Source organism: Avibacterium sp. 21-594, assembly GCF_026226815.1.
GTDB lineage: Bacteria > Pseudomonadota > Gammaproteobacteria > Enterobacterales > Pasteurellaceae > Avibacterium > Avibacterium avium.
Genome location: NZ_JAKKOC010000001.1, coordinates 860,639 through 886,855 on the forward strand (window position 1 = coordinate 860,639; position 26,217 = coordinate 886,855).

Below are 26,217 nucleotides of genomic sequence, written 5' to 3' on the forward strand. Positions count from 1 at the left end.
ATTTGTTCCAAAATGTAGGTTGTTTCCAAATGTAAGGACACACAGGCAGCCCTACAAATTCAATTACGCCAAACAAAAAATTCGTGAAAAAAGCACCGCACTTTGTGATTTCGGTAAATCAAAGTGCGGTGGAATTTTTTCACATTTTACGCAAAACGTCTTACTTCACCTTCGCCGTCCACGTTTTCAACGCAGCGTGAACATAGGGTTGGGTGTGCTGGATTTGTGCCGATGGTGTCAGAATAATGCCAGCAACGCGGACATTTTTCATTGGCGGAACGAACCACTTTCACTTTAAAGCCTTCTATTTCGCCTGCTTCCACATCTGCTTCAGCTAATGGCTTCACTTGTGCTTTTGAGGTGATCAGCACAAAGCGTAGTTCATTTTCTAGCTGCGATAAAATCTTCGCGTATTCATCGTTCGCATAAAGGGTAACCTCTGCTTCCAATGCAGCGCCAATGGTTTTATCTGCACGGGCTTGCTCTAACACACGGTTTACTTCATCACGCAGTTTCAACACTTGTTGCCAGTAAGCATCATTCATTGTTTCTTCTGCGTTTAATGGGAATAAGCCGTTATAAAATTCCTCTGTAAACACAAATTCCGCACGTTCACCCGGGATATATTGCCAGATTTCATCGGCAGTGAAAGATAAAATTGGCGCAATCCAACGAACCAACGCCTCGGCAATATGCCATAAGGCTGTTTGACAGCTACGACGTGCAAGGCTGTCCGCTTTGGTGGTGTATTGACGATCTTTGATAATATCTAAATAAAACGATCCCATTTCAATGGAACAGAATTTCATTAAACGCTGAACAACGGCGTGGAATTGATAATTATCATACGCTTCTTGGATTTCTTTTTGTGCATTTAAAGCACAATCCACCGCCCAACGATCTAGCACGATCATTTCCTCTGGTTTCACTAAATCACGTTTCGGATCAAACCCATTTAAGTTCGCCAAAAGGAAACGTGCGGTATTACGAATACGGCGATAACTATCGGCTGCACGTTTTAAGATTTCGTCTGAAACAGACATTTCCCCTGTATAATCCGTTGAAGCCACCCATAAACGTAAAATATCGCCACCAAATTTATCCATCACTTCTTGTGGGGTAACAATGTTACCGATAGATTTAGACATTTTACGCCCTTTGCCATCAACGGTGAAACCGTGGGTTAGTACTTGCTTATAAGGGGCTTTGTTATCCGTTGCCGTTGAAAGCATTAATGATGACATAAACCAGCCACGGTGCTGATCCGAGCCTTCTAAATACATATCGGCTTCCTGCCCATTAAATTCTGGACGTGCTTTCACAACCGAAGAATACGTTGATCCTGAATCAAACCAAACATCAAGGGTATCTGGCACTTTTTTATAATGTTCAGCATCTTCACCAAGCAAATCTTTTGGATCCAGATCCCACCACGCTTGAATGCCTGATTGTTCCACGAGTTGCGCGACTTGCTCAATAAGTTCAAGTGTGCGAGGGTGCAATTCTTCTGTGGTTTTATGGATAAATAACGCCATTGGCACGCCCCAAGTACGCTGACGAGAGATACACCAATCTGGGCGGTTTTCCACCATAGTTTCAATGCGTGCTTGCCCCCAATCTGGAATCCAACGTACTTTTTTGATTTCGCTTAACGCTTGCGGACGTAAGCCATTTGTTTCCATTCCAATAAACCATTGCGGTGTCGCACGGAAAATAATTGGCGTTTTGTGTCGCCAGCAATGCGGATAACTATGACGAATTTTTTCTAATTTCAATAAGTTACCTGTTTCTGTAAGTTTTTCAATAACCAAATCATTGCTTTCAAACACGCCTTTACCCGCAAAAAATGGCGTTTCAGCTTTAAATACGCCTGCATCATTAATTAATGCTGCCATTTCTAAACCATATTTCAAGCCAACCAAATAGTCGTCTTGACCGTGATCTGGTGCGGTATGCACTAAACCTGTACCGCCATCGGTGGTAACGTGATCGCCTAAAATCACTGGCACACTATACTCATAGAACGGGTGATTAAAACGGAGAAGTTCTAAGTCAGCCCCTTTTGCTTCACCTAGCACTTTCACGTTTTCTTCACCTAAGGCTTTTTGCACGCTTTCGACCAACGCTTTCGCTAAAATTAAACGCTTATTGCCAAATTGTAATAATTGATAAACCAGCTCTGCATTCACTGCAATAGCACGGTTTGATGGCAATGTCCAAGGGGTGGTTGTCCAGATCACCGCAGCTACTTCACCGCTGCCTGCTTCGCTTAAATTAAATTTATTTAGTACCGCACTTTCATCGGTAGCTGGGAATTTCACATAGATAGATGGTGAAGTTTTATCTTCATATTCCACCTCGGCTTCTGCTAAAGAAGATGCGCAATCCAAACACCAATGCACCGGTTTATAACCTTTGTAAAGATGGCCGTTTTCGACCACTTTAGCCAAAGTGCGAATAATGTTCGCCTCGGTGTCGTAATTCATTGTTAAATAAGGATTATCCCAATCGCCCAAGACACCTAGACGGATAAAATCTTTCTTTTGCCCTTCCACTTGTTCACGGGCATAGTTACGGCATTCTTGGCGGAATTGTGCAGCAGAAATTTTATCGCCCGGTTTTCCTACCAAACCTTCTACTTTCAATTCAATCGGCAAGCCGTGGCAATCCCATCCCGGGATATAAGGACTGTCAAAACCTGCGGCGGTTTTGGATTTTACAATAATGTCTTTCAGAATTTTATTTACAGCGTGTCCAATATGAATTGAGCCGTTAGCATAAGGAGGCCCATCGTGCAAAATAAAGGATTTTTTTCCTTGAGCAGATTGTCTGATTTTTTCGTAAAGTTTTTTCTCATACCAATTTTTTAGCATTGCTGGCTCACGTTTTGCCAGATCACCACGCATCGGAAAACCTGTTGCTGGCAGGTTTAGCGTATTTTTGTAATCTACGTTTTCATTCGACATTTTGTTTTTTCCACGTTGTATAAAATAAAATCTTGCATTAAATGCACAATAACTTTGGCATTATACGCATAAATAACACAATATTAAAGAATAGGAGTGGCGGAATTATGATTCAATCCCTAATGAAAGTGCGGTGATTTTTTGATAACTTTTTTACCGCACATTAAGCCCTTTAGCTCGTTCTTTTAGCTTGGCGAAAATACGCCTTTGCCACGTCCACATCTTTTACAATTTGTGCTTTAAGATCCTCAAAAGAGGGAAATTTGACTTCATCACGAATTTTATGACACAGTTCCACCTTAAGCGGCAGTCCATAAATATCTTGTTTAAAATCAAATAGATGAACCTCTAACAATTGTTTAACCCCATTAATGGTCGGGCGACGTCCAATATTTGCCACCCCTTCATATTCTGTACCATTAGGCAATTTAGCTCTTACTGCATATACCCCTTTCACGGGATTAACTTGGCGTTGTAAGCGAATATTTGCTGTTGGAAAGCCAATAGTTCGCCCTAGTTTATTGCCTTGTACAACACGCCCATAAATGCAATAAGGCTTGCCCAAAAGTTGCTTAGCAAGGGCTAAATGATCATCAGCAAGGGCTTGTCGAATCGCCGTGCTACTGATACGTTGTTCATTTAAACGAAAACTGCAATTATCTTCTACACGGAAGCCGTATTGCTCCCCCGCTTGTTGTAGCAGAGCAAAATCCCCTGTACGCCCAACCCCAAAACGGAAATCATCACCAATACTTAAAAATTTCACATTGAGTTTCTGTACCAAGTATTGTTGAATAAATTGTTCAGCAGAAAGCTGGGCAAAAGTGCGGTCAAATTTTATGCGAATCACATAATCTACGCCTAATTCAGCCAATGCACTCAATTTATCACGCAACCGCATCAAACGCGGCGGGGCGTTATCTGCCATAAAATATTCGCTTGGTTGTGGTTCAAAAAGCATCACCACCATTGGTAAAGAAAGGTTGGTGGCTTTTTCACGCAAGTGGCGTAACACCGCCTGATGCCCTAAATGCACTCCATCAAAATTACCAATCGTTAAGGCACAGCCTTGCTGTCGCAAAGTGGCTGGTAGTTGTTTTAACCCTTGAATTAATTGCATTAAAAATTCCGTACTCTTTCATTTTTCGCCATACACACCGTATGGCGCTGATTTATTCAAGTCCTCTGTGGCTTATCTGTGAGGAAATGCTCACCCAATTTGTGTTAGCTATCATTTTGTCACTAAGTTACTTCAGCTAAAAAATTGGCAAAATCACACCGCACTTTGATTTTCACTCACTTATTTACCAATACAAAATGAACTGAAAATATTGCCAAGCAGATCATCAGAGGTAAATTGTCCTGTGATCTCGCTCAGGTGATTTTGTACCATTCGCAATTCTTCAGCGAGCAGTTCACCGGCATAAAACTCCGTCAGCTGAATGAGTCCTGCTTGCAAGTGAATATCCGCTTGTTCTAAAGCCTCTAAATGGCGACGGCGTGCAAGAAAACCACCTTCTGTACTGGTGTTATAGCCCATTGATTGTTTGAGATGTTCACGCAGTAAGTCCACACCAACTTGTGTTTTCGCCGAAAGGCTGATTGAGGTTTGTCCATTTTGTTCGCGAATGGTTTCCGCTTCACCACTTAAATCCGCTTTATTACGCACAATGGTTAAAGGGATATTGTTCGGCAATTTTGCCAAAAATTCTGACCGCACTTGCGCGAGATTTTCTTCGCTATCGGTGCTGTCTAACATCAGAATAATGCGATCTGCTTGCTCAATTTCGTCCCACGCACGGCGAATCCCAATGCGTTCTACTTCATCGGTCGCATCACGCAAACCTGCGGTATCAATAATATGTAACGGCATTCCGTCAATGTGGATATGCTCACGCAGCACATCGCGAGTTGTGCCTGCAATGTCGGTAACAATCGCCGCTTCGCGTCCTGCGAGAGCATTGAGTAGGCTAGATTTTCCTGCATTTGGTCGCCCTGCGATCACCACTTTCATTCCTTCACGCAAAATCGCCCCTTGCTTGGCTTCCGCTCGCACGGCAGCAAGTTGAGCAATAATCTCACGCAATTTGGCTTCAATTTTTCCGTCCGCCAAGAAATCAATTTCTTCATCAGGGAAATCAATCGCCGCTTCCACATAGGTGCGTAGATAAATCACATCATCAACAAGCTGGTTGATTTTATTAGAAAATTCCCCTTGTAAGGATTTCAATGCTGAACGCGCCGCTTGTTCAGAGGTCGCATCAATAAGATCGGCAATGGCTTCCGCTTGAGCGAGATCCAATTTATCATTCAAAAACGCCTGTTCAGAAAATTCTCCTGGGCGAGCCAAACGCACGCCTTTGACTTGCAAAATGCGTTTGAGTAAGAGATCTAAAATAATCTGTCCGCCGTGGCCTTGTAGCTCTAATACATCTTCACCAGTGAAAGAATTTGGGGCTTTGAAAAATAGCGCGATCCCTTGGTCTAACACTGTGCCATCGCTATCTTTAAACGGTAAATAATTCGCTACACGCGGCTTCAGACTTTTGCCTAGCACCGCTTCTGCTACTTGTTGGGCAAGCGGCCCTGATACCCGTAAAATACCGACACCGCCACGTCCAATCGGGGTGGCTTGGGCGACTATGGTTTCTTTTGACATAATTTTTCCTAGAAAAAAGACCGCACTTTTAGAAACGCTCAAATATTATCTCGAGCAATAAACGGTGCGGTGGATGACCTTTATTTCATTAAATTTCTTCAACAACTGATGAACCAGTTTCCTGCTCACCGTCCAGCCATTGCCATTGTTCATTCAAGCGTTACCATAAGGCAATTTTTCAATTCAATAGCTAGGGCGAACACATAGGTTCGCCCCTACAAGGGGATAATTGTATTACAGATTAAAAGCAATCACTAACGTTCTTTTCAAACAGCCAGTCATATAACAAAATCAATAAATTAAAGGGATTTTTTGATCTAAAATGGGCGAACACTTAGGTTCGCCCCTACACGGGGATAATTGTATTACAGATTAAAAGTAATCACTAACGTTCTTTTCAAACAGCCAGTTAGATAACAAAATCAATAAATTAAAGGGATTTTTTGATCTAAAATGGGCGAACACTTAGGTTCGCCCATAAATAAAGTATCTACTCTAGCTAGTTATTTTTTACGGGAATGTAATCCTTTTTTCTCTAACCCACGATAAATCCATTGTTGTTGGGCAATAGTGATAAGGTTGGAAACTAACCAGTAGAGTACCAAACCTGCTGGGAAGAATAGGAAGAATACCATAAAGATCAATGGCATAAATGTCATAATTTTTTGTTGCATTGGATCTGCAACTGGTGTTGGTGACATTTTTTGTAATAAGAACATTGATCCGCCCATTAAAATTGGCAAGATGAAATACGGATCTTGTGCCGATAAATCTTGAATCCAACCGAAGAATGGCGCGTGGCGTAGTTCAACCGCTTCCATAAATGTCCAATATAAGGCGATGAAAATTGGCATTTGTAAAAGAATTGGTAAACAGCCACCGAGTGGGTTTACTTTTTCTTCTTTGTATAATTTCATCATTTCTTGGCTCATACGCTGACGATCTTCCCCGTAACGCTCACGCATTTCTTGGATTTTCGGTTGTAGCATACGCATTTTTGCCATTGAGGTGTATTGGGCTTTGGTTAATGGATAAAGCAAGCCTTTCACCACGAGAGTTACGCCAATAATCGCAAGCCCCCAGTTTTTCACTAAATCGTGAATGTGGGTAAGTAGCCAGAATAACGGTTTCGCAATAAACCACGCCCAACCGTAATCCACGGTTAAATCTAAGTGGTTTGCCACCTCTGCCATTTGATTTTGTAATTTTGGCCCTGTCCATAATTTGCTGGTGATGGTTTCTGTTGCACCTGCTGGAATATCCACCACGGGCCCACGATAACCAATTGCCCCTAAATTACGCGCTTTGTCTGTAGAAGTATATAAAAGATGAGTGCTGTCTTGATTTGGAATCCACGCAGACACGAAATAATGTTGTAATACCGCTACCCAACCTGCTTTAGTTTGGATAGAAAGATCTTTTTCTTCCATATCTTGGAAGCTGTATTTTTTATAATTCGTTTCAGAAGAAGAATACGCGCCACCAGTATAAGTTGGCATTGCCATACTGCCTGAGCTTTCTACCAAAGTATGGGTTAATTTTGCATAAGGCTCAACTTCAATAGCTTGACCGCTTTGGTTCGTAATTTCAAAGTTCACTGCCACATCATATTCGCCACGTTTTAATACGAAAATTTTGCGATACGTTACGCCATCTTTTTCAAATACTAATGGCACAACAAGCTCATTTTGTCCATCAGCCAGTTTGAAAGTATCCCCTTCTACTTGGTAATTTGCACGGCCTGCTTTAGTGTCAATCCCGTTTTTGCCAACTAAACCACTTTGCGCAATATAAATATGCTCTGGTGTATCGTTCAATAAAACAAATGGTGTATGGGAATCTAATTCTGCATCATATTTTAATAATTCAGAACGCACTACGTCCCCACCTAATGTATTTACTTTTAAACGGAATACATCATTTTCTAAGGTAATGACTTTACCTTGAGCAAGGTTAGCAAGGTCTGAATTTGCTGTTAATTCGCCTTGAGAATTAGAAGTTTGCGCTTGTTCAGTGGCAACAGGCTTTGGTGAATGGTAATCCACTTGCCATTGCTGATAAACAAGAAAAGAAATAAAGAGTAGTGCTAGCACTAACAGGCTACGTCTTGAATCCATTATTTGTTCTCTTTGTTGTTATTGATCTTCGGCGGAACAGGATCGTATCCACCAGCGTGTAAAGGATGACATTTTAATATACGTTTTAACGTAAGCCAACCACCTTTTAACGCACCGTGCGTTTTTAATGCTTCAATGCCGTAGCAAGAACAAGTTGGCGTGAATCGGCAACGCGGGCCAATTAAAGGACTAATAACGAGCTGATAAAATCGAATAAGCGCAATTAAGACTTTCGAGCCAAGCGAATGTGGCGTTGCCATAATTTATCCAATGAATTGAATATGTGCTGATTATCTAACCGCCCGATACCCTGTTTAACCACAATGACAAAATCATAATGCGGTAGATCGTGCTGTAATTGACGAAAACGTTCACGGCATAAGCGTTTAATGCGATTACGATCGTGGGCGCGTTTTAAATGCTTTTTTGCTACCGCTAAACCTAAACGTGGAACAGATTCCTGATTAGGACGGGCTAGAATAGTAATTTCAGGGGAACTCGCACGTTGCGGATCTTGGAAAACGTATTTGAATTGAGCGGGAGTTAGCAGACGTAACTCCCGAGAAAAGTTTAGCTTAATCACAGCGAAGGGCTGGATTATGCAGATAAACTTTTACGACCTTTAGCACGACGACGAGCTAAAACTTGACGGCCGTTTTTAGTTGCCATACGAGCACGGAAACCGTGAGTACGGCTACGTTTTAATACAGAAGGTTGAAATGTACGTTTCATAATTATAATCTACCTAAATCAACATTGTTTAACTATTGCCTTTGACATTTAGATAGCCAAAAACGAATTGAAACAAGGGTTACTAAAATAAGGAACGGAATTGTAATCACAAATGAGCCGTTCGTCAAATAAGAATAAGAAAAATCGCAACATAATCTGCATTTTTCTTATTTGAAAGCATAAAAGCGGGGTGAATTATACTTTTTTTGGCAGAAATCTCAAGCAGCCTTTTTCGATTTTTTTGATCCTTTTATAAAGATCTTTTCTCAACTTTATTGTAAAATTAGCCGAATTCTCACCGCACTTTTCTGCGGACGATTCAAACGTTTAACTAATAAACTAGACATAATAACAATGAAAACCACGCTCGCATCACTTTGGCAGGATTGCCTTTCACAACTGCAAGATCAAGTTTCACCAACGGATTTCAGCACTTGGTTGCGCCCATTGCAAGCTGATATTGTAGGTGAAAACAATATGGTGTTATATGCCTCCAACGTTTTTGTTAAAAACTGGGTGGAAACCCATTATCTTGAATTAATCAGCCGTTTAGCCCAACAATTTTCTGGCAATGCGGATTTTAGTGTGAAAGTGCAAGAGGGTTCAAAACCTGCAATGCGTAAAACCACACCGCCACCTGCTGCTGCTCAAAATAATGCACCAGCGCAGCCAAGCGAGCAAAAAACAAGCTATCGTTCTAACTTAAATACCAAGCACATTTTTGAAAACTTTGTGGAGGGGAAATCCAACCAACTGGCCCGAGCCGTGGCACAAAAAGTGGCGATTAACCCTGGGGAGCAAAGCGCCAATCCGCTATTTCTTTATGGTGGCACAGGGCTTGGTAAAACCCACTTATTACACGCTGTGGGCAATGGTATTTTAACTACCAAGCCTGAAGCACGCGTGATCTATATTCACGCCGAACGTTTTATGCAAGAGTATGTCCGCGCCTTGCAAGAAGACAAAATGGAAAACTTCAAAAAATTCTACCGCACTTTAGATGCTTTGCTGATTGATGATATTCAATTCTTCGCCGGCAAAGATGGCACGCAAGAAGAATTTTTCCATATTTTCAACTCCTTATTTGAAAGCAGTCGGCAAATTATCTTAACCTCAGACCGCTATCCAAAAGAGATCGAAAAGATCGAAGATCGTTTAAAATCCCGTTTTGGCTGGGGATTAAGTGTTGCCATTGAGCCGCCAGAGCTTGAAACTCGTGTCGCCATTTTATTGAAGAAAGCGGAAGAAAAAAATATGCGCTTACCAGAAGAAGTGGCGCTGTTTATAGGTGAAAAACTACGCACCAACGTGCGTGAATTAGAAGGCGCGCTCAACCGCGTACACGCTAATGCAGAATTTACCGGCAAGCCGATTACTATTGACTTTGTGCGCGAAACCCTCAAAGATATGCTGGCATTGCAAGAAAAATTAGTAACCGTGGAAAATATTCAAAAAGTAGTGGCGGAATATTACCGCATCAAAGTAGCGGATCTTAAATCGAAAAGCCGCGCCAGATCGGTGGCTCGCCCACGCCAAATTGCAATGGCGCTGTCGCGCGAACTCACCAACCGCAGTTTCCCTGAAATTGGCAGCAGCTTTGGTGATCGCGATCATACTACCGTGTTGCACGCTTGTCGCAGTGTGGATAAACTCAAACAACAAGACCCAAGCATTCAAGAAGATTGGTCTAATTTAATCCGAACCTTATCAGCTTAAGGACGCAACTATGCAATTTACTGTATCAAGAGAAAATCTGTTAAAACCTTTACAACAAGTATGTGGCGTATTAGGCAGCCGCCCAACCTTACCAGTATTAAGCAATGTATTGCTCAACATTAGTGGGCAAACGCTAACAATGACTGGAACGGATATGGAAGTAGAGCTTTCAACTCAAGCGCAATTAAATAGCGCAACACAAGACGGACGCTTTACCATTCCAGCGAAAAAATTTCTTGATATTTGCCGTAGTTTTCCTGATGGCTCAGACATTACCGTGAATTTTGAAGAAGAAAGAGCGTTAGTTCATTGTGGACGCAGTAAATTTAACCTCACCACACTGCCTGCCGATGAGTATCCGAATCTCATTGATTGGCAAGCTGAGGTGGATTTCACCACCACCCAAGCCACCTTACGCCGTTTAATCGATGCCACCCAATTTTCGATGGCAAACCAAGATGTGCGTTATTTCCTAAATGGAATGAAATTTGAAACTGAAGGAAATTTAATCCGCACCGTAGCCACAGATGGACACCGCCTTGCTGTTTGCACCATTGCCTTAGAGCAAGATTTACAAATTCATTCTGTTATTTTGCCACGCAAAGGGGTGCTTGAACTAGCTCGTTTGCTTGAAGCCAATGATTCGCCTGCACAAGTACAAATCGGCACGAATAATCTGCGCATTGATTTAGGGCAAATTATCTTCACCTCAAAATTAATTGATGGCCCATTCCCTGATTATCGCCGCGTGTTGCCACGCAATGCGCAACGCATTATGGTAGGTGATTGGGAAAGCCTAAAACAAGCCTTTGCTCGTGCAGCTATTTTGTCTAACGACAAAGTTCGCACCGTGCGTTTACAGCTTGCTGGAAATCAACTTACCATTACAGCAAGCAACTCAGAACAAGAACAAGCCGAAGAAGTGATCGATATTCAATATGAAGGCGATGAATTAGAAGTGGGCTTTAACGTGAGCTATTTGCTCGATGTGCTCAATGCACTCAAATGTAAGCAAGTGCGTATGCGCTTAACAGATGCCTCATCAAGCTGTTTAATTGAAGATGTGGACGACAACAGCGCAGAATATGTGATTATGCCGATGCGTTTATAATCTATGGCAATTTCACGCTTAACTGTTGAAAACTTTCGCAATTTAACCGCCGTGGATCTGGAATTTGACCACGGCTTTAACTTTTTAGTGGGCAATAATGGCAGTGGCAAAACTAGCCTGCTTGAAGCGATTTTTTATCTTGCTCACGGCCGCTCTTTTAAAAGTGCGGTGGCAAATCGCATTATTTCTTATGAACAGCCCCACTTCACCCTGTATGGCAAAATTCAAGAGCAACAGCATCAATGGTCAGTGGGTTTGCAAAAACATCGTCAAGGTAATACACAGGTTAAAATTAACGGTGAAGAAGCGAAAAAAATCGCTGATCTTGCCCATTTATTGCCAATGCAAATGATCACCCCAGAAGGACTCACCTTGCTTAACGGTGGCCCAAGCTATCGCCGCGCTTTTTTAGATTGGGGATTGTTTCACCATCACAGCCAATTTCACCCTGTGTGGAGCCAGCTTAACCGCTTATTAAAGCAACGCAACGCTGCTTTGCAACAAGCCTTTCGCTACGAACATATTCATATTTGGGATAAAGAGCTGGTCAATCTCGCCAACCAAGTGAGCCAATGGCGCGCCGATTATGCCGAAGCCTTACGCCCTGAAATTGAGCGCACTTGCCAACTGTTTCTGCCTGAATTAGAAATCAGCGTGATCTTTCACCAAGGTTGGGACAAAAATAACGATTACGCAGAATTGTTACAGCAAAACTTTGAGCGTGATCGTGCCATTGGCTACACCGTATCTGGCCCGCAAAAAGCCGATTTTCGCTTTAAAGCCAATGGCTTACCCGTAGAAGATGTGCTTTCGCGCGGACAATTAAAACTGCTAATGTGCGCCTTGCGTTTGGCACAGGGAGAGCACTTAACCCAACAAAAAGATCGCCATTGCATTTTCTTAATTGACGATTTCGCCTCTGAATTAGATAAAACGAAACGCGCCTTACTTGCCGAACGCTTACAACAAAGCGGCTCGCAAGTATTCGTAAGCGCAATCACTCACAACCAACTCAAAGAAATGCAACCAGAAAAACACCGCACTTTTAGCGTGCAAAATGGTGTGCTAACAGAAAAATCGTAATTTTATTTCATTTTTTCAACAGGTTACGCAAATCAGACATCACTTCTTGGTACGAATAGGTTTTGATTTTACCGCTTAAAATACCTTGCAAGAAATGTTGTTGCTACGTCAAAGAATGTTCAAATGAAGATAAAATTTCTCGTTCAAATACTGATGACGGTTGCTGCTGCAGCTAACGTTCTCTCATTATTTTCATAAGCTGCTTTTCCTATCATTCAAACATTCAACATTTTTCTACATAATTTATCCTTTTTAATTATCTCACCTAAAATCCTTGGGGGAAAATAAAGTGCGGTACGTTTTTCTTCTCTTTTTTGGAAAATTCTGCAAAATCTCACCGCACTTGTGCTGGTGTTCTGCCAATAAAAAAGCTACCCGAAGGTAGCTTTTGATTTTTAATACTTAATTAATGCTGTGCATTATTTTCTAATGCAGGCTGATTTTCATCAAACTCTGGCAATGGTTTGTGTTCGCTTGCGATGTAAGTATAAATGACTGGCAAGATGAACAAGGTAAATAGCGTACCAATTGCCAATCCAGCCACGATCACAATACCAATACTAAAGCGAGACACTGCACCTGCGCCTGTCGCATATAGCAATGGAATTAACCCTGCAATCATCGCGGCGGTTGTCATCAGAATTGGGCGTAAACGCACGGTCGCGGCTGCCATAATAGCTTCTCGACGGTTTTTATGGTGATAAAGCTGCTCTTCTTTCGCTACTTCACACATTAAGATACCGTGTTTCGTAATTAAGCCTACAAGTGTAATCAAGCCCACTTGTGAGTAAATATTTAAGGTTGTTCCAGCAATGCCGAAGAAACCAAATAAATTTAAGGCAAATAACGCGCCACTCACAGCAAGTGGTACAGAAATCATAATCACTAATGGATCGCGGATAGATTCAAATTGAATTGCTAACACAAGGAAGATAATAATCACTGCTAAGGCAAAAGTAACGCCTAATGAATTGCCTTCTTGTACAAGCTGACGTGCTTCACCTTTGAAGTCGTAGTTATAGCCTTGTGGTAAATCCTGATTTGCTGTGTCTTGTAACCATTTTACCGCATCACCAATACTGGTGGTTGGTGAAGGCACCGCACCAATAATCGCAGAATTTAACTGGCTAAAACGAGGCAATGAACTTGGTTGTGATTCAAGTGTGATCGTTAAGAAACTGCTTAACGGTACAGATTCGCCATTGCTTGCTTTTACGAAGTAATTATCCATACTTTCTGGCGCAAGGCGATCTTTACGCTTAACTTGTGAAATCACTTTATACGCACGGCCATCAATGTCCACACGGGTGATGGTGGCGGCAGAAAGATAGCTACCTAACGTCTGGCTAATTTGTTGCATTGATACACCGTAAGTTCCCGCTTTCTCTTTATCGATGGTAACTTTCATTTGTGCGGTATCAAATTTCAACGCTAAAGACGTGTACACAAACTGTCCAGAGTTTTTCATTTTATCAAGGAAAGCACCAGCCACTTCAGCCAACTCTTTGTAATCTTTCGCGGTACTAATCACAAAGCTCACTGGTGGGCCTTGTTCCCCTGTTTCAATTTCAGGGAAGGCGAAACCACTCACCGAAATTTCAGGAATAGCTTGGGCTTTTTGATTTAATTCAGCAAGCACTTCACTTTGTTTACGGCTACGATCCTTCCAATCCTTTAACGTGACTACGTTTAATGATTGATTAGATGCTGGCGCACCAGAAATGACCATTGAAAAATCGACTTCTTCGGTATTTTTCAAAATATCTTCATAGCCTTTCATTGCCCCTTGTACATAATCCACATTCACATTCGCAGGCGCTGTCCCTAAGGCAAGAAATGCGCCTTTGTCTTCCGCAGGGGTTAATTCACTGGAAAGGGAATTAAACAACATTGGCAAGGTGGCAAAAATCACCACGGCAAAGGCCAGCACAAATTTGCGGCTATTCATTACAATGCCAAGCAAATATTCATAAGTGCGGGTCAATTTTCCTAAGGTATTTTCAATACGTTGCTCAAGTTTTGATGGCTCAGTATGCGGTTTGAGCAATTTACTACTCATCATTGGGGAAAGGGTTAATGCCACAATCCCTGAAATAAACACCGCACCTGCAAGGGTGAGAGCAAATTCTTTAAACAATGAACCTGTGATCCCACTCATTAATGCCATTGGGGAATATACTGCAATCAAGGCGATAGTCATTGAAATAACTGGCGTTGCAATTTCTCTTGTACCGATGATCGCAGCACGGAACGGCGTTTCACCCAGTTTAATATGGCGATCCACGTTTTCTAGCACCACAATGGCATCGTCCACCACCAAACCGATGGCCAGAATTAAGGCCAGCAAGGTCATCAAGTTGATGGAGAAATCAAAGGCTTGCAACATCATTATTACCCCGATCAAGGAAATCGGAATGGTAATAACTGGGATCAAAATAGCACGGAATGAACCAATAAATAGCGTGATCACCACCAATACGATAATGGTTGCTTCTAAAATGGTTTTTACCACTTCATCAATGGAGCTGTTAATCGCAATCGTACGGTCGTAAAGAATGTCTGTTTCAATGCTATCTGGCAAATTGCGTTTAATGCTTTCGTATAACGGACGAATATTTTCTGCCACCGTTAATGGGTTTGCCGTTGATGCAGGATCAATAGCTAATACCACAGAATCCGAACCATTCGCCACCGCGCGGCTGTCATCACTTTCTTTGTTTAATTCCACATCGGCAATATCACGCAAACGCACGAGGTTATCGCCTTTTGAATACACGATCAGATTTTGCAACTGCTCTACGGTTTTCGTGGTGGTTTCTACTTTGTTTTTATACACCGTGAAATAGCCGTTATCATTCCCCGCAGCGGTTTGCACGTTATTGGCTGATAACGCCGCCATCACTTCTGGTGCAGAAAGGTTTTGCGATGCCATTTTTTGCGGATCTAACCAAATACGCATTGCATATTGTGATGCACCAAAAATTGACACTTTTGCCACTCCTTCTACGGTAAAGAACTGCGGTTTCACCACACGTTCAATATAGTCGGTAACTTGGCTTGCATCTAACTTGTTGGAACGGAAACTGATGTACATAATCCCCGATCCCCCTGTTGAAGAAGTAATCGTAGGATCATCAATCCCAGTCGGCAATGCAGAACGCACGGAATTCACCTTCGCCAACACATCAGCTAGCGCCGCGTTGGGATCGGTGTTGAGTTTCATTTTTACCGTAATAGAAGAGGTATTTGGACGACTTTCTGAAGACATATAATCAATATTATCAGCCTGTGCAATCGCTTCCTCTAGTTTTGAGGTAATAAAGGCTTGGATCAGATTGGCATCCGCCCCCGGATAAACCGTGGTAACGCTGATTACCGTGGTTGTCATTTTAGGATATTCACGCACCGTCAATTTTGAAATGGCTTGCAAACCTAAAATCACAATCAGCAAGCTAATCGAAACCGCTAAAATGGGGCGACGAATAAAAATATCTGTAAATTTCATTCACACACTTCCTAAATTAAAGATTGGTTTTCTTCACAGGTTCAGCTGTACCAACACCCGCTTTATCCGTCACAAAAACTAAGCTGCCGTTACCGATGCGTTGCTGACCGCCTGTGATGATTAAATCACCCACTTTCACATCATCGCCTTTTAATTGGGCATAAATACCTTGGCGATCTTTGGTGAATACAGTGATTTGTTTGGCACGATAGACTTTATCAATGTCATCTTTATGCGGGAATTTATCGTTATCTAATAACTTCTGTTTATCTTCATCAGAAAGTGCGGTTAAAACGTAGGCGATTTCTCCGTACATATTGTAGCTCACCGCCACTTGTGGCACGACAACTTGGTTGCGCTCTGTTGGCAAGGCAATGCGTAAACGGGTGAACATTCCTGATAATAATTTTTCGCCCTCAGGCTGATCAAAGGTCGCTTGCACATCAATTAAGCCTGTTGAACCATTAATTGCTGGCTCAATCGCGGTGATTTTTGCCCCAAAGGTTTCCCCTAAAAGGGCGTCTGCCGTTGCAGTAACTTTTTGCTCTAAGTGTAATTGCTCTAAAGAATTTTGTGCCACGGAGAAATCCACTTTCATTTGGCTACGATCTTCCACGCGTACAATTGGGCTACCTAAAGTAACGTATTGCCCTACGTTGACTTTCACAATCCCCGCTACGCCATCAAAAGGCGCAACAATTTGGCGGCGTTCAATGGTGGCTTTTAGCGCATCAATATTGGCAACTAAGGCATCGTAACTGGCTTTGGCATTATCCAATTCCTGTTGCGACACGCTTTTAGTTTTATAAAGATTGAGATAACGTTGATAGGTTTGTTTCACCGAAGAAAGCTGAGCTTGCGAAGCAGATAAATTTGCCTGTTCCACTGAGCTATCTAACTGTACTAACACATCGCCTTTTTTCACGGCTTGGCCTGATTGCACCAACACTTTCGACACCATACCTGCGGTTTGTGCGCTTAACATTGCCCCTTGATTTGGACGAACTAAGCCTGTGGTTTCAATCACCGGCGTCCATTCTTTCGCTTCAACACGCTCTGCCGTTACTGGGTTTGCAGGCTCAGGCATTGACGCTAAATATTTACCAATGGCCATTCCTTTGAAAATATTGGCGGCGATCATTCCAATAAAAATTAATGCCACCACGATGAGGATCAACTTCACCCAAAAAACGTGCGAACGCTTTTGTGCTTTAGGTTGAACGGGTTGAGTATTAAGACTCATAAAAAAACTCCATAAAACAAAATCACTAAACTATTTTTGAATTGAACGCCAAGTTCTTGCGATCACTTCTTCTAACATATCGTCTTTCATTTCAGTTTTGAAAAAGGCTTGATCTAAGGCTAGATTAATCGCACTTTCTAAACCTAATGAAAACAAAATCTTATGCGGTAAATCGCATAGCACCCCAGCTTTCTTTGCCTTTTCACAAAAGGCATACCAAAGGCTTTCTGTTTCCAGCTCCGTACAGACTTCATAAAAATCAGGTAAGGACTGATATTGGCTCATATTCACCACAATCATTGGATTGTTTTGTAAATGATGCCAAATGTTCCACCACATTTGACGATATTGTTCAAAGTGCGGTTGGTTTTCATCGTAATTTTTTTCTAATTGCTTAGAAAAAAGGGTGAACACCCTGCGAGCAAATTCCTTTAGCAATTCTTCTTTACTTTTGAAGTAAATATAAATTGTTCCCGCAGAAATATTGGCTTCTTTGGCAATTTTGTGCATCGACAAATTGTGCAATCCACCTGCTGCCATCAGCCGTTCTGTGGCCAAAAAGATTTGCTCGGTCATCTCATTTTCAGATTGACGCATTGAAATAACCTTAAAAAAATTGAGAAAAAGAAGTACAAACAGTAAAAAGAATGGACTGAATGAACGTTCGTTCATTTTAATGATTTTTTATTTTAACGCAATAAATAAATCAAAAAATAAGCGAAAAATTTTCTTTTTTTCACCGCTCTTTTGTGTCTATTCTCAGGATAAAAATCTTTGCTTGATGATTGAGTTTAAACGCCCTTTGCTGTAAACTAACGTCCCGTCTTATTACAATGATTATCAACTTTCATCTCAACAAATTAGGTTCGATTATGGCTACCAATTATATTTTTGTAACGGGCGGTGTTGTTTCTTCCCTAGGTAAAGGTATTGCTGCGGCATCGCTTGCAGCAATTTTAGAAGCCCGTGGTTTGAATGTAACCATTATGAAGCTGGATCCTTATATTAATGTGGATCCCGGCACAATGAGTCCAACCCAGCACGGTGAAGTGTTTGTAACCCAAGACGGTGCAGAAACCGATCTCGATTTAGGACATTATGAGCGTTTCATCCGTACTAAAATGACCAAACGCAACAATTTCACTACAGGGAAAATTTATTCTGAAGTGCTACGCAAAGAGCGTCGTGGGGATTATCTTGGGGCGACCATTCAAGTGATTCCACATATTACCAATGAAATTAAAGCCCGTGTGATTGACGGTGCTGCCGGCCACGATGTCGCGATTGTCGAAGTGGGCGGCACGGTGGGGGATATTGAATCCTTACCTTTCTTAGAAGCCTTGCGTCAGCTTGCGGTGCAAGTGGGGCGTGAGCGCACGATTTTTATGCACTTAACCCTTGTGCCTTATATTCCAACGGCAGGGGAAGTGAAAACCAAACCAACGCAACACTCGGTGAAAGAATTGCTATCTATTGGTATTCAGCCTGATGTGTTAATTTGCCGTTCTGATCGTATGGTTCCACCGAATGAGCGCGCCAAAATCGCCTTATTCTGTAATGTGCCAGAGCGCGCGGTGATTTCGTTAAAAGACGTGAACTCCATTTATCAAATTCCAGCCTTATTGAAATCGCAAGGCTTAGATGAGTTTATTTGTCAGCGTTTCCATTTAGATTGTCCTGAAGCAGATTTAAGCGAATGGGAACAAGTGCTTTACCAACAAGCCAACCCAACTGGCGAAGTAACCATCGGTATGGTGGGCAAATATACCGAATTGCCTGATGCCTATAAATCGGTGAACGAAGCGCTCAAACACGGTGGCTTGAAAAACCGTTTAAACGTGAATATCAAATACATAGATTCCGAAGATGTCGAAACCAAAGGTACCGATGTGCTGAAAGGCTTAGACGGTATTTTAGTCCCAGGTGGCTTTGGTTATCGTGGCGTAGAAGGCAAAATTCGCACCGCACAATATGCGCGTGAAAACAACATTCCTTACTTAGGTATTTGTTTAGGAATGCAAGTGGCGTTAATTGAATACGCACGCCATAAAGCGGGATTAACCGAAGCTAACTCCACAGAGTTTGATAAAGACTGCAAGCAGCCTGTGGTTGGTTTGATTACCGAATGGCAAGATGCGGAAGGCAATATTGAAACCCGTAGCGACAATTCCGATCTTGGTGGCACAATGCGTTTAGGCGCACAACAATGTCATCTCACAGAAGGTAGCCGTGCCCGTGAACTCTATGGTGCGGAAACCATTGAAGAGCGTCATCGTCATCGTTACGAAGTAAACAATACCCTACTGCCACAAATTGAAAAAGCAGGCTTAAAAGTAACGGGATTATCTGCGGATAAAAAATTGGTGGAAATTATTGAAGTGCCTGAACACCCTTGGTTTGTGGCTTGTCAATTCCACCCAGAATTTACTTCAACCCCACGCGATGGACACCCATTGTTTGAAGGTTTTGTAAAAGCAGCATTTGCTGAGCATAAACAAAAAAATCATTAATTTTGAAAAAAATGACCGCTCTTTTTGCGGTTATTTTTTCAGCTAAAATTATTTCATCATAATCAGGAGAAAAAATGAAACGCACAACATTATTTACTTTCTCGGCGCTAGCTTCATTGTTCACGCTATCTAACGTGAGCTATGCCTATGAACAAGACAAAACCTATCAATTCACCCTTTTACACACTAATGACTTACACGGTCATTACTGGCAAAACAAAAATGGCGAGTACGGTCTTGCTGCGCAAAAAACCTTGATTGATCGCATTCGTAAAGAAGTGGCCGAAAAAGGTGGTGAAGTAATTTTACTCAACGCGGGGGATTTTAACACTGGAGTGCCAGAATCGGACTTACAAAATGCCAAACCCGATATTGAAGCTTTAAATATGATGGGCTATGAGGCGCTCACCTTAGGAAATCACGAATTTGACAATCCATTACAATTATTAGATATGCAAGAAAAATGGGCGCACTTCCCATTCTTGGCAGCCAATGTTTACAATAAAAAAACCGGTGATTTATTGGTAAAACCTTATACCATTTTACAAAAGCAAGGATTAAAAGTAGCTGTTGTCGGCTTAACCACCGAAGATACGGAAAAATTAGGCAATCCAGAATTTATGTCCGCCGTAAGATTTGAGCGTCCTGCTGAGAGCGCCAAAAAAGTGCTTACTGAATTAGCCAATAAAGTACAACCTGATGTCAAAATCGCCTTAACGCATATGGGCTACTATCACAATGCAAAATTTGGTTCAAATGCACCGGGCGATGTATCAATGGTGCGAGAATTGCCACAAGGCGCGTTTGATGTCGTTATTGGTGGACATAGTCATGATGCAGTTTGTATTAATGATGATGGAAGTTTTAACGATAAATTTAAACCTGGTGATAGCTGTAAACCCGCCTTAGAAAAGAATACGTGGATTATGCAAGCGGGTGAATGGGGTAAATATCTTGGCCGTGCTGATTTCAGTTTTAAAAATGGTAAACTTACCCTTGAGCGCTATGAGCTGATTCCAGTGAACTTGAAAAAGAAAGTGAAAAAAGAAGATGGTTCAAGCGAATATGTGCTTTATCAAGAAGAAATTCCTGCAGATAAAGCCCTACTTGCCCACTTAAAAACTTACCAAGATAAAGGGGATAAACTTCTTGGTCAAGTGGTCGGAAAAGTAAATGGTAAGTTAGAAGGGGATCGCAATGTAATCCGTTTCCACCAAACTAACCTTGGTCAGCTCATTGCTCGCTCACAAGCTGAACGTGCCAAAGCTGATGTAGGGATTATGAACTCAGGCGGTATCCGTGCTTCTATCGAAGCGGGCGATGTAACCTATAAAGATATTCTAACTGTTCAACCATTCGGCAATATCATTAGCTCTTTTGAAATGAATGGCAAAGACTTACTTGATTATCTAAAAGTTGTTGCACTGAAATCTGTTGATTCAGGCGCTTACCCACAATTCTACGGCGTTACAATGATAGTGGATCGCAAAGCGCAAACTATTTCTGATGTCAAAATTGGCGGTAAAGCAGTTGATCCAAATAAAACCTACCGCGTGTCATTACCAAGCTATTGTGCCGCTGGTGGCGATGGCTACCCAGTAGTTAGCAACCTTGCAAGCTATGTAAACACTGGATTTGTGGACGCCGACAGCCTGAAAAACTACTTTGAAGAAAATTCACCAATCAAAATTGAAGACTTCAAAGCAAACGAAGGTATTGTTTATAAAGACTAATTCAATTTAGTTTTTTAAACTTTGCGTAAAAACGTGCTTATATCCGCATAAGCACGTTTTTTTATGCCAACTATTGGTCTAACAGCGCTAAATAACGTTGCCAATCAAAATACTGGCCAGGATCAATCTTTCTATTTGGCGCTATCTCATTATGTCCAACAATTCGCTCCTTAGTAATTTTTGGATAAGTATGCATAATCGCCTTAGTTAAGATAGCCAATGCCTGATATTGCCTATCCGTAAAAGGCTGATTATTACTACCTTCCAATTCAATCCCAATGGCAAAATCATTGCATTTCTCTCGCCCCTGAAATTGTGAAACGCCTGCGTGCCAAGCGCGCTGATTAAAACTCACATATTGGGTAATCTCACCTTCACGATTAATCAGACAGTGCGCCGAAACTTTCAAATCTTTAATTCCTTCAAAATAAGGATCTTGCTGAATGTCTAACTTACCTTGGAAAAAATCATCAATATAACGTCCGCCAAATTTCTCTGGAGGCAAACTAATATAATGAATCACCAATAAGGAAATATCCTGAGAGTCTGGACGCTCATCTTGATGCGGAGAAAGACATTGCCTGCTTCCTGATAACCAACCCTGTGGCGTAATAATGCAATTTTGTGTCATAAAATGCCTTGTTTATTTCTATTTTTGCGATCGAGATCGAGAAAAAGAGCGGTGCTTTTTGCCTTTATTTTTTACTTTGCACAAAATTCTCACCGCAATCTGATGTTGCTCAATTGTAATTAAGAATTTTATCACAAGTCATTATTAAGGAGCCAAAATGTCTTTCGCTTACCGCCCTATTTATAAAAAAGGATTTACACTCATTGAACTGATGATCGTTATCGCCATTGTTGCCATTCTTGCCACCATCGCAATACCCTCTTATCAAAATTACACCCGAAAAGCCGCGATCTCTGAATTATTGCAAGGCGCTTCTCCCTACCGTTCAGAAGTGGAATTATGTATTTACAACACAGGAGATGCGCAAAACTGTAATGCTGGCACAAATGGGATTCAATCAGCTCTAAGCAATCGCGGAAAAATCGCCTCAATTACCGTGCAAGGCGGCGCAATTAGCTTAACAGGGCAAGGTTCACTTGAAGGCATTAGTTATACCCTAACTCCATCAGGCAATGCTGCAAGCGGGATCAGCTGGTCTGCGAGTTGTGATAATTCAAGTGAATTATTCCCAGCTGGATTTTGTAGCTAGAAAGGAAAAACAATGAACTCATACGCCTTTGAAACAAGCCGTATCGTACAAAGTGCGGATGGAAAACAAATTAAAATTCCACCGCACTTATGGGAGAAAAATCAACAACAAAAAGAATTGCTGTTACGCTATTTCGCCTTGCCGCTAAAAGAAGACGAACAGCATTTGTGGCTTGCTATTGATGATCTAAAAAACCTTGCCGCGTGCGAAACTTTCGCTTTTATGACGGGTAAAATCATTGAGCCAATTCTCTTTGAAAGCAATGAGTTAAAACGGCTGCTCAAAGAGCTATCGCCACAGGTTGAAGAAAATTCGCCTGTACTAAATTTCTATATGCCGAAAAATGATGTGCTAAGGTCAGAAACGGAAAGTGAGAATCAAGATGAACCTGTTATTCAGCTGCTTAATCAAATTTTCGAGCAAGCCTTGCAAAAAAATGCCTCAGATATTCATATTGAGCCACAATCTGAAACACTACAACTTCGCTTCCGCGTTGATGGCGTATTGCAATGTCAGCCGACACTCTCTGAGGGATTAGCACAGCGTATTATTTCTCGCTTAAAACTGCTCGCTCGGCTAGATATTAGCGAAACCCGCCTACCACAAGATGGACGCTTTCAATTCAAAACTCATTTTGCTGATGTGCTAGATTTTCGTCTTTCAACCTTACCCACCGCTTATGGTGAGAAAGCGGTACTCAGATTACAAAAAAATAAGCCCATTTCATTAGATTTTACCCAACTTGGTATGACAGAAACACAGCAACGCACTCTGCAACAAGCCTTATCGCAACCGCAAGGACTTATCTTAGTAACAGGCCCAACAGGAAGCGGAAAAAGTATTACACTTTACACCGCACTTGATTGGCTTAATGGCACTGAAAAACATATTCTCACCGCCGAAGATCCCATTGAAATTACCGTACCGGGTGTAATTCAAACCCAAATCAATCCACAAATAGGGTTAGATTTCAATCGCTTATTGCGTACCTTTTTACGCCAAGATCCCGATATTATTATGCTAGGTGAAATCCGTGATAGCGAAAGCGCATCTATCGCCTTAAGAGCCGCTCAAACAGGCCATCTTGTGCTTTCAACCCTGCACACCAATGACGCACCGTCAGCCATTGCTCGTTTAAAACAACTCGGCATTGCCCAATACGAAATTGAAAACAGTTTATTATTGGTGATCGCACAGCGTTTAATTCGCAAAAAATGCACACACCAAATACCTTGTGATTGCCATCAGGGTTATGCTGGCCGCTGCGGAATTTATCAGTTTTTACAACCGCACTTTGAAAATCAACAATTTTCTTATCAACTAGATTTTCCTACGCTGAAAGAAAGCGGCTTACAAAAAGTACAACAAAATATCACTGATCTAGCTGAGCTTGAGCGAGTGTTGGGGAGAAGTTAGTAAACGCATATTAGACGCAGATTTTTATTGTTTACAGAAAGATATTGAACCTGATGAGTTAGCTATTCTGGAACAATTTTCAAACGTGAACGTCTTGAACAATGAAATCAACTCATTCTTTGATACGTCTGCGATTATTGAAAATCTTGATTTAGTCATTTCTGCGGATACATCTGTTGCGCATTTGAGTGGAGCAATACATAAACCTACTTGGATTTTAATCAATTATGCACCAGATAACCGCTGGTTGCTCAATCGAGATGATAGCATTTGGTATGATAGCGTACGATTATTCCGCCAAGATATCGACTATAACTGGCAAACTGTCATTAAAAATGTAACAAAAGCGTTGAAAAAAGAAATTAAAAATCACAAATAAAGAAATAGCCCTACGGGGCTATTTTTATTTGTGATGCGATCTAGCCTTATTTCACAAACTCACTAAAGGTTAATTCGTAATGATCGCCATCTTTGTCGTAGGAAATATAGCGTGGGAATTGTTCGCCTGCGTATTTTTTCACTACAAAAGATTTTTCACCCGTGCGAAATTGATAGGTGATTTCGGTGTGCGATTGATTATCTCGCGTTACTTTTCGTTCGCTTTTTTTCACCAATACATTTTTCATTGGATACAATTTTTTGCCGTTAGTAATTTGGAAATTTTGCGGCAATTTATCGTAATAGCTAAGCTGGAACGCCACAGTGAATAAATCAAAGGTTGGCATTTCAAGTGGCTCGCTTTTCAAACCGTTTTTCACTTTACCATAAGCAATTTCATTGCCTTTGATGATCGTTTTGGCATAAGGCTTACCATTACGCACATCTTGGTAATTGATCATTTTAAAATCCGTTTTGCTTTGTGTCCCAACGGATTTGAATTCAATGTTATACAGCGGAATATTGATCTTAGCATCAACGCGATATTGCGATCCGTTGGCGTTAAAATGCACATAAGCGGGCATTAAATAATTTGAGCTGTATTTGATATTGGTATCTAAATTTGCCCAGGCATTAGGCAAAGCAAACAAGCTAAGCAAAAGCACTTTGAATAGTTTCATTAAAATTCCTTCTAATACTAATTAAATGAAGTGTTTATTTAGATTGCATTGCAGAACAATAGTTCATTGCAAAAGAAAGTGCGGTGAAAATTAGGCGAATTTTTCGCCTAATTTATGATTAAAATGAAATCGCGATAAGCATTAAGGCGCAACAAAACCGATAGCTTTGTACACTGCATCTAATGTGGCTTTCGCGCGTGCTTGTGCTTTTTTTGCCCCTTCGGCAGCGATTTTATGCAATAAAGCTTCATCATTACGGAAATGGTGATAGCGCTCTTGCAACTGGGTGAGCATTGCAGACACTTCATCGGCAACGGCGGTTTTTAAATGACCGTACATTTTGCCTTCAAACTCTGCTTCTAATTCAGCAATGCTTTTACCGGTAATACCCGCCAAAATATCTAACAAGTTAGACACGCCTGCCTTGTTTTTTACGTCATAACGAATCACAGGCGGCTCGTCAGAATCCGTTACCGCACGTTTAATTTTTTTCACCACAGATTTTGGATCTTCTAACAACCCGATCACGTTGTTGCGATTTTCGTCTGATTTCGACATTTTTTTCTCTGGCTCAAGTAAGGACATTACGCGTGCACCCGCTTTCGGAATAAATACTTCTGGAATAGCAAAATGCTCACCATAAAGGGCGTTGAAGCGCTGTGCAATATCACGGGTGATTTCTAAATGTTGTTTTTGATCTTCCCCCACTGGCACTTGATTGGTTTGGTAAAGCAAAATATCTGCTGCCATTAAAACAGGATAGGTAAATAATCCAACGTTTACATTTTCGGCGTGGCGTGCGGATTTATCCTTAAACTGAGTCATACGCCCCATTTCACCAAAATAGGTGTAACAATTTAGCACCCACGCAAGCTGAGCGTGTTCTGGAACGTGCGATTGAATAAAAATCGTGCTTTTTTCAGGATCAATCCCACAAGCCAAATATAAGGCTAGCACATCAAGGGTGGCAGAATGTAATTTTTGCGGATCTTGGCGCACTGTGATGGCGTGTTGATCCACGATACAAAACAGGCATTCATAATCTTCTTGCATTTTTACCCATTGGCGTAATGCGCCTAGGTAGTTACCGATGGTTAATTCACCAGAGGGCTGAACGCCACTAAATACGATAGGTTTGGTCATTGTTA

General features: G+C 41.5%; 21 protein-coding genes. 8 read left to right on the forward strand and 13 right to left on the reverse strand.

The window, feature by feature from the left end:
• Positions 1–146 precede the first annotated feature (146 nt).
• The 7 genes from ileS to rpmH all read right to left on the reverse strand — a co-directional run bounded on the left by ileS (position 147) and on the right by rpmH (position 8,474).
• Positions 147–2,966: an isoleucine--tRNA ligase gene (gene ileS / locus L5B76_RS04010; RefSeq protein WP_265754322.1), complete on the reverse strand. Its 2,820-nt coding sequence runs from the start codon at positions 2,964–2,966 to the stop codon at positions 147–149.
• A gap of 172 nt (positions 2,967–3,138) precedes the next feature.
• Positions 3,139–4,086: a bifunctional riboflavin kinase/FAD synthetase gene (gene ribF / locus L5B76_RS04015; protein WP_265754324.1), complete on the reverse strand. Its 948-nt coding sequence runs from the start codon at positions 4,084–4,086 to the stop codon at positions 3,139–3,141.
• Between the two features lie 180 nt (positions 4,087–4,266).
• Positions 4,267–5,625: a tRNA uridine-5-carboxymethylaminomethyl(34) synthesis GTPase MnmE gene (gene mnmE / locus L5B76_RS04020; protein ID WP_265754326.1), complete on the reverse strand. Its 1,359-nt coding sequence runs from the start codon at positions 5,623–5,625 to the stop codon at positions 4,267–4,269.
• A gap of 503 nt (positions 5,626–6,128) precedes the next feature.
• Entirely contained in the window at positions 6,129–7,742 is a 1,614-nt protein-coding gene (yidC, locus tag L5B76_RS04025; RefSeq protein WP_265754327.1) for a membrane protein insertase YidC, read from the reverse strand.
• Complete coding sequence (gene yidD / locus L5B76_RS04030; RefSeq protein ID WP_265754328.1) at positions 7,742–8,002, reverse strand: membrane protein insertion efficiency factor YidD; 261 nt, start codon at positions 8,000–8,002, stop codon at positions 7,742–7,744. Before yidD ends, yidC begins: the two co-directional genes overlap by 1 nt.
• On the reverse strand, positions 7,966–8,325 hold the full coding sequence (rnpA, locus tag L5B76_RS04035; protein ID WP_265754330.1) for a ribonuclease P protein component: 360 nt from the start codon (positions 8,323–8,325) through the stop codon (positions 7,966–7,968). The genes yidD and rnpA overlap by 37 nt, the downstream gene beginning before the upstream one ends.
• A gap of 14 nt (positions 8,326–8,339) precedes the next feature.
• Complete coding sequence (gene rpmH, locus L5B76_RS04040; RefSeq protein ID WP_005539760.1) at positions 8,340–8,474, reverse strand: 50S ribosomal protein L34; 135 nt, start codon at positions 8,472–8,474, stop codon at positions 8,340–8,342.
• Positions 8,475–8,828: 354 nt separating this feature from the next.
• Between rpmH and dnaA the strand changes: the two genes are divergently transcribed.
• The 3 genes from dnaA to recF are packed head-to-tail and all read left to right on the forward strand — an operon-like array spanning position 8,829 to position 12,384.
• A complete protein-coding gene (dnaA, locus tag L5B76_RS04045; RefSeq protein ID WP_115248507.1) occupies positions 8,829–10,190 on the forward strand; it encodes a chromosomal replication initiator protein DnaA in 1,362 nt (453 codons plus the stop codon).
• A gap of 10 nt (positions 10,191–10,200) precedes the next feature.
• A complete protein-coding gene (gene dnaN, locus L5B76_RS04050) occupies positions 10,201–11,301 on the forward strand; it encodes a DNA polymerase III subunit beta (RefSeq protein ID WP_265754331.1) in 1,101 nt (366 codons plus the stop codon).
• A 3-nt stretch (positions 11,302–11,304) separates the two neighbouring features.
• A complete protein-coding gene (gene recF, locus L5B76_RS04055; protein WP_265754332.1) occupies positions 11,305–12,384 on the forward strand; it encodes a DNA replication/repair protein RecF in 1,080 nt (359 codons plus the stop codon).
• Between the two features lie 406 nt (positions 12,385–12,790).
• Here the strand turns inward: recF and acrB are convergent, their stop codons facing one another.
• Genes acrB through L5B76_RS04070 form a run of 3 tightly spaced genes read right to left on the reverse strand, consistent with a single transcriptional unit; the run spans position 12,791 to position 17,729 of the window.
• On the reverse strand, positions 12,791–15,889 hold the full coding sequence (acrB, locus tag L5B76_RS04060) for a multidrug efflux RND transporter permease subunit AcrB (protein ID WP_265754333.1): 3,099 nt from the start codon (positions 15,887–15,889) through the stop codon (positions 12,791–12,793).
• A 16-nt stretch (positions 15,890–15,905) separates the two neighbouring features.
• A complete protein-coding gene (acrA, locus tag L5B76_RS04065; protein WP_265754334.1) occupies positions 15,906–17,132 on the reverse strand; it encodes a multidrug efflux RND transporter periplasmic adaptor subunit AcrA in 1,227 nt (408 codons plus the stop codon).
• A gap of 30 nt (positions 17,133–17,162) precedes the next feature.
• Positions 17,163–17,729 carry a TetR/AcrR family transcriptional regulator gene (locus L5B76_RS04070; protein ID WP_265754335.1) on the reverse strand — a complete coding sequence of 189 codons (567 nt, stop codon included), beginning with the start codon at positions 17,727–17,729 and terminating at the stop codon, positions 17,163–17,165.
• Positions 17,730–18,004: 275 nt separating this feature from the next.
• Here L5B76_RS04070 and pyrG point away from each other — a divergent pair, with 275 nt between their 5' ends.
• Together pyrG and ushA are read left to right on the forward strand one after the other, a co-directional pair.
• Positions 18,005–19,642 carry a glutamine hydrolyzing CTP synthase gene (pyrG, locus tag L5B76_RS04075; protein ID WP_265754336.1) on the forward strand — a complete coding sequence of 546 codons (1,638 nt, stop codon included), beginning with the start codon at positions 18,005–18,007 and terminating at the stop codon, positions 19,640–19,642.
• Between the two features lie 74 nt (positions 19,643–19,716).
• Entirely contained in the window at positions 19,717–21,375 is a 1,659-nt protein-coding gene (gene ushA / locus L5B76_RS04080) for a bifunctional UDP-sugar hydrolase/5'-nucleotidase UshA (RefSeq protein ID WP_265754337.1), read from the forward strand.
• Positions 21,376–21,445: 70 nt separating this feature from the next.
• On the opposite strand, the gene ampD is transcribed toward ushA, so the two are convergent.
• Complete coding sequence (ampD, locus tag L5B76_RS04085; RefSeq protein WP_265754338.1) at positions 21,446–22,006, reverse strand: 1,6-anhydro-N-acetylmuramyl-L-alanine amidase AmpD; 561 nt, start codon at positions 22,004–22,006, stop codon at positions 21,446–21,448.
• Between the two features lie 157 nt (positions 22,007–22,163).
• On the opposite strand from ampD, the gene ppdD reads away from it, so the two are divergent.
• The 3 genes from ppdD to L5B76_RS04100 are packed head-to-tail and all read left to right on the forward strand — an operon-like array spanning position 22,164 to position 24,390.
• Entirely contained in the window at positions 22,164–22,595 is a 432-nt protein-coding gene (gene ppdD, locus L5B76_RS04090; RefSeq protein ID WP_265754339.1) for a prepilin peptidase-dependent pilin, read from the forward strand.
• Positions 22,596–22,607: 12 nt separating this feature from the next.
• Complete coding sequence (locus L5B76_RS04095) at positions 22,608–24,011, forward strand: GspE/PulE family protein (protein ID WP_265754340.1); 1,404 nt, start codon at positions 22,608–22,610, stop codon at positions 24,009–24,011.
• A complete protein-coding gene (locus tag L5B76_RS04100) occupies positions 23,986–24,390 on the forward strand; it encodes a hypothetical protein (RefSeq protein WP_265754342.1) in 405 nt (134 codons plus the stop codon). Before L5B76_RS04095 ends, L5B76_RS04100 begins: the two co-directional genes overlap by 26 nt.
• Before the next feature lie 46 nt (positions 24,391–24,436).
• On the opposite strand, the gene L5B76_RS04105 is transcribed toward L5B76_RS04100, so the two are convergent.
• Positions 24,437–25,069, reverse strand: a complete 633-nt coding sequence (locus L5B76_RS04105; protein WP_265754343.1) for a hypothetical protein — start codon at positions 25,067–25,069, stop codon at positions 24,437–24,439.
• Positions 25,070–25,210: 141 nt separating this feature from the next.
• On the reverse strand, positions 25,211–26,212 hold the full coding sequence (gene trpS, locus L5B76_RS04110) for a tryptophan--tRNA ligase (protein WP_046097853.1): 1,002 nt from the start codon (positions 26,210–26,212) through the stop codon (positions 25,211–25,213).
• Positions 26,213–26,217 lie beyond the last annotated feature (5 nt).

What these genes read in the sequence shown, in the direction of transcription:
- recF (WP_265754332.1), top strand. Translation starts at nt 11,305, where the DNA reads ATGGCAATTTCACGCTTAACTGTTGAAAACTTTCGCAATTTAACCGCC.
- acrA (WP_265754334.1), bottom strand. Translation starts at nt 17,132, where the DNA reads ATGAGTCTTAATACTCAACCCGTTCAACCTAAAGCACAAAAGCGTTCG.
- mnmE (WP_265754326.1), bottom strand. Translation starts at nt 5,625, where the DNA reads ATGTCAAAAGAAACCATAGTCGCCCAAGCCACCCCGATTGGACGTGGC.
- L5B76_RS04105 (WP_265754343.1), bottom strand. Translation starts at nt 25,069, where the DNA reads ATGAAACTATTCAAAGTGCTTTTGCTTAGCTTGTTTGCTTTGCCTAAT.
- ileS (WP_265754322.1), bottom strand. Translation starts at nt 2,966, where the DNA reads ATGTCGAATGAAAACGTAGATTACAAAAATACGCTAAACCTGCCAGCA.
- ampD (WP_265754338.1), bottom strand. Translation starts at nt 22,006, where the DNA reads ATGACACAAAATTGCATTATTACGCCACAGGGTTGGTTATCAGGAAGC.
- yidC (WP_265754327.1), bottom strand. Translation starts at nt 7,742, where the DNA reads ATGGATTCAAGACGTAGCCTGTTAGTGCTAGCACTACTCTTTATTTCT.
- dnaN (WP_265754331.1), top strand. Translation starts at nt 10,201, where the DNA reads ATGCAATTTACTGTATCAAGAGAAAATCTGTTAAAACCTTTACAACAA.
- rpmH (WP_005539760.1), bottom strand. Translation starts at nt 8,474, where the DNA reads ATGAAACGTACATTTCAACCTTCTGTATTAAAACGTAGCCGTACTCAC.
- dnaA (WP_115248507.1), top strand. Translation starts at nt 8,829, where the DNA reads ATGAAAACCACGCTCGCATCACTTTGGCAGGATTGCCTTTCACAACTG.
- yidD (WP_265754328.1), bottom strand. Translation starts at nt 8,002, where the DNA reads ATGGCAACGCCACATTCGCTTGGCTCGAAAGTCTTAATTGCGCTTATT.
- trpS (WP_046097853.1), bottom strand. Translation starts at nt 26,212, where the DNA reads ATGACCAAACCTATCGTATTTAGTGGCGTTCAGCCCTCTGGTGAATTA.
- pyrG (WP_265754336.1), top strand. Translation starts at nt 18,005, where the DNA reads ATGGCTACCAATTATATTTTTGTAACGGGCGGTGTTGTTTCTTCCCTA.
- acrB (WP_265754333.1), bottom strand. Translation starts at nt 15,889, where the DNA reads ATGAAATTTACAGATATTTTTATTCGTCGCCCCATTTTAGCGGTTTCG.
- ushA (WP_265754337.1), top strand. Translation starts at nt 19,717, where the DNA reads ATGAAACGCACAACATTATTTACTTTCTCGGCGCTAGCTTCATTGTTC.
- L5B76_RS04070 (WP_265754335.1), bottom strand. Translation starts at nt 17,729, where the DNA reads ATGCGTCAATCTGAAAATGAGATGACCGAGCAAATCTTTTTGGCCACA.
- ribF (WP_265754324.1), bottom strand. Translation starts at nt 4,086, where the DNA reads ATGCAATTAATTCAAGGGTTAAAACAACTACCAGCCACTTTGCGACAG.
- ppdD (WP_265754339.1), top strand. Translation starts at nt 22,164, where the DNA reads ATGTCTTTCGCTTACCGCCCTATTTATAAAAAAGGATTTACACTCATT.
- L5B76_RS04095 (WP_265754340.1), top strand. Translation starts at nt 22,608, where the DNA reads ATGAACTCATACGCCTTTGAAACAAGCCGTATCGTACAAAGTGCGGAT.